Raw genomic sequence first — 9,390 nt, 5'->3', positions numbered from 1 at the left:
ACATACTCTCGACATGCCTCAGCCCTCAAAAACCACAAGCCCAACCCGGCATGGGTTGGCCGCTTAATCTCTCAGTCATTTGGCGCCAGGCGCCGCGTTTCTTTAGAGGTCTTACCGGCTACACCTACAGTGAAGGAACCGGGCCCCTAGAAAAGAGCGCTGCTTTATACCAGAAAGACCGGGGTGCAACAACTTTCCGTGTGCAATCAATCCACAAAAAAGTGCTTTTTCGACCTGCGAACGCTTTGGATAAAGGCCGGCACCGGTTTTTACCACTCGTCGAAGAAAATCGTCTGCACACGGCTTTCAGACTTTTTGCGCAGCGCCGTGGTCTGAAAAACCGCCGTCACTGTGCCCTTAAAATGCAAAAAGGGGATAGTCATTTGTAATCCAGCCCTCTAGGGTAGGCCTTTTCCAGACTGCACTTGCAGATGGGCCTTCGATCTGTAAAAGGAAACCGACCATGCGCCTCGCTGCCCTACCCCTGTTGCTCGCCCCGCTCCTGCTGAGCCCTCTGGCCCAGGCCGCCGCGCTGAGCGTCTGCACCGAGGCCAGCCCGGAAGGGTTCGACGTGGTGCAATACAACTCGCTGACCACCACCAACGCCTCGGCCGACGTGCTGATGAACCGTCTGGTGGATTTCGACACCGCCAGCGGCAAAGTCGTGCCGAGCCTGGCCGACAGCTGGGAAGTCAGCACCGATGGCCTGACGTACGTGTTCAAACTGCATCCGCAGGTGAAATTTCACACGACCGATTACTTCAAGCCGAGCCGCGAGCTGACCGCTGAAGACGTTAAATTCAGCTTCGACCGCATGCTCGACCCGGCGAACCCGTGGCACAAAGTCGCCCAGAGCGGTTTCCCGCACGCGCAGTCGATGCAACTGCCAGCACTGATCAAGAAGATCGACGCCCTCGATCCGCTGACTGTGCGCTTCACCCTTGATCACCCGGACTCGACGTTCCTGGCGACCCTGAGCATGGGCTTCGCCTCTATCTACTCCGCCGAATACGCCGACAAACTGATGAAGGCCGGCGCGACGGACAAGCTCAACAGCCAGCCAATCGGCACCGGCCCGTTCGTGTTCAATCGTTTCCAGAAAGACGCGGCGATCCGCTACAAGGCCAACCCGGACTACTTCGGTGGCAAGCCTGCGGTCGATCCGCTGATCTTCGCCATCACCCCGGACGCCAACGTGCGCCTGCAAAAGCTGCGACGCAATGAATGCCAGATCGCCCTGTCGCCGAAGCCACTCGACGTACAAGCCGCGCTGAAAGAACCGACGTTGAAAGTCGAAAAGACTGACGCGTTCATGACCGCTTTCGTTGGCATCAACAGTCAGCATCCGCCGTTGGACAAGCCGGAAGTGCGTCAGGCGATCAACCTCGCGTTCGACAAGGCCAACTACATCAAGGCTGTGTTTGAAGACACCGCCGAAGCAGCCAACGGCCCTTACCCGCCGAACACCTGGAGCTACGCCAAGAACCTGCCGGGCTATCCGCACGACATCGCCAAAGCCAAGGCGCTGATGGCCAAGGCTGGTTTGAAGGATGGTTTCCAGACCACCATCTGGACGCGTCCGTCGGGCAGCCTGCTCAACCCGAATCCAAGCCTCGGCGCACAGATGTTGCAGTCGGATCTGGCAGAGATCGGTATTCAGGCGGAAATCCGCGTGATCGAGTGGGGCGAGCTGATTCGTCGCGCCAAGGCGGGCGAGCATGATCTGTTGTTCATGGGCTGGGCCGGCGATAACGGTGATCCGGATAACTTCCTCACGCCGCAATTTTCCTGCGCTGCGGTCAAGTCGGGGACTAACTTCGCGCGCTACTGCAACGCCGATCTGGACAAGCTGATCAGCGCCGGCAAGACCACCAGCGAACAAGGTGTACGCACCAAGCTGTACGAGCAGGCGCAGGCGCAGATTCAGCAGCAGGCGTTGTGGTTGCCGCTGGCGCACCCGACGGCGTATGCGCTGACGCGCAAAGACGTGCAGGGCTACGCCGTCAGCCCGTTTGGCCGTCAGGACTACTCCAAGGTCAACCTCAAATAACCGATCCCCCTGTAGGAGCTGCCGCAGGCTGCGATCTTTTGATTTTGTTTTTTTAGGATCAAAGGATCGCAGCCTGCGGCAGCTCCTACAGGGAGTGGAAGTTACATCCAGCCGCACTCCGCCATCGACAGCGGCTCGCCGTCACCGATGATGAAGTGATCGAGCACCCGCACATCAATTAAATCCAAAGCTTTCTGCAGTCGCTTGGTCAGCAACCGATCTGACTGACTCGGATCCGTGTTCCCCGACGGATGGTTATGGCAGAGGATCACCGCCGCCGCGTTGTTGGCCAACGCACGCTTCACCACTTCCCGGGGATGCACACTGGTGTTGTCGATCGATCCGCGAAACAGCGCCTCGAAATTCAGCACCTGATGTTTTGAATCGAGAAACAGACAGCCGAACACCTCATGAGGCTCATGCCTCAGCATGGCTTTGAGGTAATCGCGGACGACCTGTGGATTCTCCAGCGCAGGCTTCTCGCGCGAGCGCTCGGCCAGATGCCGCTTACCCATTTCTTGCGCCGCTTGCAGCTGCGCAAACTTTGCAGGCCCCAATCCCAATTGTTTGCTGAATGCGTCCTGATCGGCCTCAAGCAGCAAACGCAGGCTGCCGAACTGACTCAACAAATGCCGCGCCAGATCCACTGCACTTTTCCCCGGCACGCCGGTACGAAGGAAAATCGCCAGCAGTTCCGCATCCGAAAGACTCGCCGCACCTTGTTCCAACAAGCGTTCCCGCGGGCGTTCAGCCGCGGGCCAATCACGAATACTCATAGCACTTCCCTGTCAGTGGGCGCCGCTGTTCCGTAGCGGTCGCTGTGATATCTTAGCCCATCTTTTTTGCGGGCGGATTCACCCTGGGGAGGGGGTTTCGCCACGTATGTCACCCACGAAATGAAAGGCAGACCTATGCAGCGGCTGTATCGGAAACGCATCGTTCTGGGCGTCGGCGGCGGCATCGCGGCCTACAAGAGCGCCGATCTGGTTCGTCGCCTGATCGATCAGGGCGCCGAAGTGCGCGTGGTCATGACCCACGGCGGCGCCGAATTCATCACCCCGCTGACCATGCAGGCGCTGTCCGGCCACCCGGTGCACCTCGACTTGCTCGACCCGGCCGCCGAAGCCGCGATGGGCCACATCGAGCTGGCCAAGTGGGCCGATCTGGTGCTGATCGCCCCGGCCACCGCCGACCTGCTCGCGCGTCTGGCGCAAGGCATTGCCAATGATTTGCTGACCACGCTGGTACTCGCCACTGACGCTGTCGTCGCTGTCGCGCCGGCCATGAATCAGGCGATGTGGCGCGATCCGGCGACCCAGGCCAACCTGCAACTCCTTGAAAGCCGTGGCCTGAAGACCTTCGGCCCGGCCTCGGGCAGTCAGGCCTGCGGCGACGTCGGCATGGGCCGGATGATGGAAGCCACCGACCTCGCACAGTGCGCGGCGGACTGCTTCCAGCGCCAGGCACTGACCGGCAAACACGTCGTCATTACCGCCGGCCCGACTCAGGAAAACATCGATCCGGTGCGCTACATCACCAACCACAGCTCCGGAAAAATGGGCTTTGCACTCGCCGAAGCAGCGGTTGAAGCCGGCGCCCGCGTCACGCTGATCAGCGGCCCGGTGCACTTGCCGACGCCAGATCGCGTCACGCGTATCGACGTGGTCAGCGCCCGCGACATGCTCGCGGCGTGTGAAGCCGCGATCCCGTGTGACGTGTTCATTTCCTCGGCAGCGGTTGCGGACTACCGCCCGGAAGTCATCGCCCCGCAAAAACTCAAGAAAGATCCTACGAGCGGTGATGGCTTTGTCCTGCAAATGGTGCGCAATCCAGACATTCTGGCCACCATCGCGACCCGTCCCGACCGTCCGTTCAGTGTCGGCTTTGCCGCCGAGACCGAACACCTGCTCGACTACGCTGCACGCAAGCTGAAGGACAAGAATCTCGATTTGATCGTCGCCAACGACGTCGCCAACCCGAGCATCGGTTTCAACAGCGAAGAAAACGCCTGCAGCGTGATTGACCGTGAGCTGCACGCCACGATTTTCGCCCAGACCAGCAAGAGCAAGATCGCTCGCCAACTGGTCACTTTTATCGCCGAACGTCTGAACCAGGTTTAATTTACATGCACGCTTTGCAAGCCAAGATCCTCGACCCACGCATCGGCACCGATTTTCCGCTGCCGCAATACGCCACTCCGGGCTCCGCCGGCCTCGACCTGCGCGCCATGCTGGAACAGGACATCGTGATCAAGCCGGGTGAAACCGTGCTGATCCCCACCGGTCTGTCGGTTTACATCGGCGACCCGAACCTCGCCGCGCTGATCCTGCCGCGCTCGGGCATGGGCCATAAGCACGGCATCGTGCTGGGCAACCTCGTCGGCCTGATCGACTCCGACTACCAGGGCCCGCTGATGGTGTCCTGCTGGAACCGTGGCCAGAGCGATTTCACCATGACCGTCGGCGAACGTCTGGCGCAACTGGTGCTGGTACCGGTGGTGCAGGCACATTTCGAAATGGTTGAAGAGTTCGTCGAAACCGAACGCGGCACCGGCGGTTTTGGCCATACCGGCACCAAATAACCGAACACATCTCCTGTAGGAGCTGCCGCAGGCTGCGATCTTTTGATCTTGATCTTAAAAAACAAAGTCAAAAGATCGCAGCCTTCGGCAGCTCCTACAGAAGAGAAATTTGTGCAATTTGTGCGACAGGTTTTAACACCGTAAATCAAGGTTTTGCCGGCCGAAAGCCACGCCAGCCGAGGCGTCATGGCCCTTTCATACCACGAACTCTCTGTGGAAAACGCCGTCATACCCTTCAGTTTGAGCCTGCCGTCGAACGATTCGTCGGTCTGTCCCGCCACTTTCGAGATGGAGCATTTCCGTAGATGAGCACCCCAGCCAAGATCGCCCCGAAGCTGCCCGACAGCATTTTCCGCGCCTATGACATTCGCGGCACCGTGCCGGAATTCCTCAATGCCGAAACCGCTTACTGGATCGGCCGCGCCATCGGTTCGCAGAGCCTCGCTCAAGGTGAGCCGAATGTGTCCGTCGGTCGCGACGGTCGCTTGTCCGGTCCTGAGCTGGTTGCCGAGCTGATTCGCGGTATCGCCGAAAGCGGCTGCCACGTCAGCGATGTCGGTCTGGTGCCGACGCCGGCGCTGTACTACGCCGCCAACGTGCTGGCCGGCAAGTCGGGCGTGATGCTCACTGGCAGCCACAACCCGTCGAACTACAACGGTTTCAAGATCGTCATCGCCGGCGACACCCTCGCCAACGAACAGATTCAGGTGCTGCATGAGCGCATCAAGACCAACAATCTGAGCAGCGGCACCGGCAGCGTTACCCAAGTCGAAATCCTCGACCGCTACAACACCGAAATCGTCCAGGACATCAAACTGGCGCGGCGCATGAAAGTCGTGGTCGACTGCGGCAATGGCGCGGCCGGCGTGATCGCCCCGCAACTGATCGAAGCACTGAACTGCGAAGTCATCCCGCTGTTCTGCGAAGTCGACGGCAACTTCCCGAATCATCACCCGGATCCGGGTAAGCCTGAAAACCTCGTCGACCTGATCGCCAAAGTAAAAGAAACCAACGCCGACATCGGCCTGGCTTTCGACGGCGACGGCGACCGTGTCGGCGTGGTGACCAATACCGGCAGCATCGTTTACCCGGATCGTCTGCTGATGCTGTTCGCCCGTGACGTGGTTGCGCGTAACCCGGACGCCGAGATCATTTTCGACGTCAAATGCACCCGTCGCCTGGTGCCGCTGATCAAGGAATACGGTGGTCGTCCGCTAATGTGGAAGACCGGTCATTCGTTGATCAAAAAGAAAATGAAACAATCCGGCGCGCTATTGGCCGGTGAAATGAGCGGGCACATCTTCTTCAAGGAGCGCTGGTTCGGTTTCGACGATGGTATCTACAGCGCCGCGCGGCTGCTGGAGATCCTCAGCAAGGAAAAATCCACTGCGGAAGAGCTGTTTGCGACCTTCCCGAACGATATTTCTACGCCGGAAATCAATATCCATGTGACCGAAGAGAGCAAATTCAGCATCATTGATGCACTGCACGACGCACAGTGGGGCGCAGGCGCTGACCTGACCACCATCGACGGCGTGCGAGTCGATTACGCCAAAGGCTGGGGCCTGGTGCGCGCGTCCAACACCACACCGGTGCTGGTGCTGCGCTTCGAGGCCGATGACGAGGCTGAATTGCAGCGCATCAAAGACGTGTTCCACGCCCAATTGAAACGTGTTGCACCTGATCTCCAACTACCGTTCTGATCCACCCGGAGCCCTGAATGACCCTCGAACGCGATGCCGCCGCCAACACTGCCAAGGTCCTGTCCGAAGCGCTGCCTTATATCCGACGTTATGTCGGCAAGACCCTGGTGATCAAATACGGCGGCAACGCGATGGAAAGCGAGGAGCTGAAAACCGGCTTCGCCCGCGACATCGTGCTGATGAAAGCCGTCGGCATCAACCCGGTGGTCGTGCACGGCGGCGGCCCGCAGATCGGTGATCTGCTCAAGCGCCTGTCGATCGAAAGCCACTTCGTCGATGGCATGCGCGTCACCGACGCGGCGACCATGGACGTCGTCGAAATGGTCTTGGGCGGTCAGGTCAACAAAAGCATCGTCAACCTGATCAACCGCCACGGCGGCAGCGCCATCGGCCTGACCGGTAAAGACGCCGAGCTGATTCGTGCGAAAAAGCTCACCGTTACCCGCCAGACCCCGGAGATGACCCAGCCGGAAATCATCGACATCGGCCACGTGGGCGAAGTCATCGGGATCAACACCGACTTGCTCAACCTGTTGGTCAAAGGTGATTTCATCCCGGTGATCGCGCCAATCGGCGTCGGCGCCAACGGTGAGTCGTACAACATCAATGCTGACCTGGTGGCTGGCAAAGTCGCCGAAGCGCTGAAAGCTGAAAAGCTGATGCTGCTGACCAACATCGCCGGCCTGATGGACAAGTCGGGCACCGTGCTGACCGGCCTGAGTACGCAGCAGGTCGACGATCTGATTGCTGACGGCACCATCTACGGCGGCATGCTGCCGAAGATCCGTTGTGCGCTGGAAGCGGTTCAGGGCGGCGTCGGTAGCTCGCTGATCATCGACGGTCGTGTACCGAACGCGATCCTGCTGGAAATCTTCACTGATACCGGTGTGGGTACGCTGATCAGTAATCGCAAGCGTCACTGATTGCTGAAAGGCTAAAGATCGCAGCCTGCGGCAGCTCCTACAAAAAGCGAATTTCGTTTGTATGAAATTTCTGTAGGGGCTGACGAAGACTGCGATCTTTTTTATGCGCGCAAGAAACGTCCGACATAACTCAGCGAAACCTCCGACATCACCTCAGAACAAATCTCCCTAGGATCTTCCCTTCATCCACCGGAGATTTACCCATGCAAAAAGACAGCGTTCCTTACGGCAGTGACATTTCGGCTGGCACCTACGCCTGTGTGGACTGCGGCCGAGAGTATTCAGGCCCTTCGCAATCATCGATGCCGCCCTGCCCTGACTTCACGGAAGCCTCGCACCCGCTCAAGGGCTGGAAAGTCCTCAGCGGCCAAGGCGATGCACCTCAGGATCCATACCCGGAAACCAGCGGGAAATAACTCGGAGCGCCTGAGCCATGCAGATCTCGTTCACGATCGACGCCGCCGCTTTCGAGCTGGAACAAAAGGAACCGGTCAAGAAAACCTTGCGCATTGGTGACGCGGAAATCACCCACGCCTTGCAGCGCATCGCCAAGGCCAGCCTGACCGAATACCTGAAAATGCTGGTCGAAGGCGGCATGCCCAGCCGCGCTGACGAGGCCAAGCAGGATCGTCTGCTCTACCTGATTCAGAGCTATTTCGGGCAGACCTTGCCGACTGAATCGCAGATCTCGACGATCTTTCAGCTGACTCAAAGCCAAAGCAAAACCCTGCTGAAAAACACCGTGTCGCGCTTTCGCAATCAGCTCGACGACATCCTCCAGCACAGCATGCGTGCGGTGATCGAGACGGCTGAATACGCGCAAACCGTGTTTCTGGTGGTCATCAGCTCGGACGTGATACGCGATGAGCTGAACATGCTGATCACGCAGAACGAGCCAACCTTCAAACCCATCACCAAGCGCAAGGGCAGCGCCGGGCAGTTCGAGATCAGCGAGGACAGCCACGCCTTACTCTGCGCAACGCTGGGCCTGAATGCCGTTCAGTGACATCGTCGCGGTCAGTGGCTTGCTGCTGACCCTGACCACCTTCCTGTTCAACCTGGCGTGGCCGGCGCTCAGTGAAGCGTTGGCACTGGATGAATATCAGTCGGGGCCGCTGAACCGAAAACGCAGCAGGGACAAGGTTCGGGAGGCGTTTTACGGGCGGGCGCTACCGTTGACGTGCGCGTTTGTGGCGCTGTTTTACGTCAACTTGCCGGCTGCCGTGGGGATTATTCGCAGCAGCACGCTGGATCTGTGGGATTTTGATGTGGATCGCACGTTGTACGTGATGGTGGTGTTGGCGCTGCTGGCGTTTGCGCTGATCAACGCAGGATTGACCCTGAAACTGCTGAAAAAATGGAGAAACCTGCGCTAAATCGAAACCCCTATAGGAGCTGCCGAAGGCTGCGATCTTTTGATTCTGTTTTTAAGATCAAAAGATCGCAGCCTCCGGCAGCTCCTACAGAATGATGTCGTATCAGACGCCAAACTGGGCGCGATACGCTTCCACAGCTGGCAGATGCTGCTTGAGCTGCGGATCATCCGCGAGGAACTCCAGCACCTGATTCAGCGAAACAATGCTGATCACCGGAATACCAAAATCACGCTCGACCTCCTGAATCGCCGACAACTCGCCGTTGCCACGTTCCTGACGGTTCAGCGCGATCAGCACGCCGGCAGCCTTGGCGCCGTCCTGCGAAGCAATGATTTGCATCACTTCACGGATCGCGGTGCCAGCGGTAATCACGTCGTCGATGATCAGCACGTCGCCGGTCAGCGGAGCGCCAACGAGGCTGCCGCCTTCGCCGTGGGCCTTGGCTTCCTTGCGGTTGAAGCACCATGGCAGGTCACGGTCGTGATGCTCGGCCAATGCGACGGCGGTGGTGGCCGCCAGCGGGATGCCTTTGTAGGCCGGGCCGAACAGAACGTCGAAGGGAATGCCGCTTTCGGCGATGGCTGCAGCGTAGAAACGCCCCAGCTGCGCCAGGGCCGAGCCCGAGTTGAACAGGCCGGCGTTGAAGAAGTAAGGACTGGTGCGCCCGGACTTCAGGGTGAACTCACCGAAGCGCAAAACGCCGCGATCGATGGCAAAACGAATGAAATCGCGCTGATACGCGTGCAAGAAAAAAACC

Annotated in this window: 10 protein-coding genes and 1 pseudogene; 9 read left to right on the top strand and 2 right to left on the bottom strand. The window is 59.1% G+C overall.

From position 1 onward, the window contains the following. On the top strand, nt 1-389 hold a 389-nt coding region (locus ACIP66_RS27395; protein ID WP_400652293.1), incomplete at its 5' end, for a hypothetical protein. Between the two features lie 74 nt (nt 390-463). Then, on the top strand, nt 464-2,050 hold the full coding sequence (locus ACIP66_RS27390; protein ID WP_400652291.1) for an ABC transporter substrate-binding protein: 1,587 nt from the start codon (nt 464-466) through the stop codon (nt 2,048-2,050). 101 nt (nt 2,051-2,151) lie between these two features. Here ACIP66_RS27390 and radC read toward each other — a convergent pair whose 3' ends face one another. Then, entirely contained in the window at nt 2,152-2,826 is a 675-nt protein-coding gene (radC, locus tag ACIP66_RS27385; protein WP_282353550.1) for a DNA repair protein RadC, read from the bottom strand. 135 nt (nt 2,827-2,961) lie between these two features. Here radC and coaBC point away from each other — a divergent pair, with 135 nt between their 5' ends. From coaBC to ACIP66_RS27350, 7 genes and pseudogenes are all read left to right on the top strand, one after another. After that, a complete protein-coding gene (gene coaBC / locus ACIP66_RS27380; RefSeq protein ID WP_400652288.1) occupies nt 2,962-4,170 on the top strand; it encodes a bifunctional phosphopantothenoylcysteine decarboxylase/phosphopantothenate--cysteine ligase CoaBC in 1,209 nt (402 codons plus the stop codon). A gap of 5 nt (nt 4,171-4,175) precedes the next feature. Then, complete coding sequence (gene dut, locus ACIP66_RS27375) at nt 4,176-4,631, top strand: dUTP diphosphatase (RefSeq protein WP_008086463.1); 456 nt, start codon at nt 4,176-4,178, stop codon at nt 4,629-4,631. Nucleotides 4,632-4,957: 326 nt separating this feature from the next. Further along, nucleotides 4,958-6,334, top strand: a pseudogene (locus tag ACIP66_RS27370) (phosphomannomutase/phosphoglucomutase); the annotation flags it as partial. 17 nt (nt 6,335-6,351) lie between these two features. After that, on the top strand, nt 6,352-7,257 hold the full coding sequence (argB, locus tag ACIP66_RS27365) for an acetylglutamate kinase (RefSeq protein WP_053125034.1): 906 nt from the start codon (nt 6,352-6,354) through the stop codon (nt 7,255-7,257). Between the two features lie 203 nt (nt 7,258-7,460). After that, nucleotides 7,461-7,673: a hypothetical protein gene (locus ACIP66_RS27360; RefSeq protein WP_159814945.1), complete on the top strand. Its 213-nt coding sequence runs from the start codon at nt 7,461-7,463 to the stop codon at nt 7,671-7,673. 17 nt (nt 7,674-7,690) lie between these two features. Beyond that, nucleotides 7,691-8,263 (top strand): hypothetical protein, encoded by a 573-nt coding sequence (locus tag ACIP66_RS27355; protein WP_053125037.1) that lies wholly within the window; start codon nt 7,691-7,693, stop codon nt 8,261-8,263. After that, nucleotides 8,250-8,633, top strand: a complete 384-nt coding sequence (locus ACIP66_RS27350) for a hypothetical protein (protein ID WP_400652285.1) — start codon at nt 8,250-8,252, stop codon at nt 8,631-8,633. Before ACIP66_RS27355 ends, ACIP66_RS27350 begins: the two co-directional genes overlap by 14 nt. Before the next feature lie 102 nt (nt 8,634-8,735). Here the strand turns inward: ACIP66_RS27350 and pyrE are convergent, their stop codons facing one another. Beyond that, complete coding sequence (gene pyrE / locus ACIP66_RS27345) at nt 8,736-9,380, bottom strand: orotate phosphoribosyltransferase (protein ID WP_400652296.1); 645 nt, start codon at nt 9,378-9,380, stop codon at nt 8,736-8,738. Nucleotides 9,381-9,390 lie beyond the last annotated feature (10 nt).

The organism is Pseudomonas sp. NPDC088429 (genome assembly GCF_044753305.1).
Classification (GTDB): Bacteria; Pseudomonadota; Gammaproteobacteria; order Pseudomonadales; family Pseudomonadaceae; genus Aquipseudomonas; species Aquipseudomonas rustica.
Note: the sequence above shows the minus strand (reverse complement) of the source record. Positions and strands in the feature narration are given on the sequence as shown.

Coding starts and splice junctions, on each gene's coding strand:
- dut (WP_008086463.1), top strand. CDS start 4,176: ATGCACGCTTTGCAAGCCAAGATCCTCGACCCACGCATCGGCACCGAT.
- ACIP66_RS27390 (WP_400652291.1), top strand. CDS start 464: ATGCGCCTCGCTGCCCTACCCCTGTTGCTCGCCCCGCTCCTGCTGAGC.
- argB (WP_053125034.1), top strand. CDS start 6,352: ATGACCCTCGAACGCGATGCCGCCGCCAACACTGCCAAGGTCCTGTCC.
- ACIP66_RS27355 (WP_053125037.1), top strand. CDS start 7,691: ATGCAGATCTCGTTCACGATCGACGCCGCCGCTTTCGAGCTGGAACAA.
- radC (WP_282353550.1), bottom strand. CDS start 2,826: ATGAGTATTCGTGATTGGCCCGCGGCTGAACGCCCGCGGGAACGCTTG.
- ACIP66_RS27350 (WP_400652285.1), top strand. CDS start 8,250: ATGCCGTTCAGTGACATCGTCGCGGTCAGTGGCTTGCTGCTGACCCTG.
- ACIP66_RS27360 (WP_159814945.1), top strand. CDS start 7,461: ATGCAAAAAGACAGCGTTCCTTACGGCAGTGACATTTCGGCTGGCACC.
- coaBC (WP_400652288.1), top strand. CDS start 2,962: ATGCAGCGGCTGTATCGGAAACGCATCGTTCTGGGCGTCGGCGGCGGC.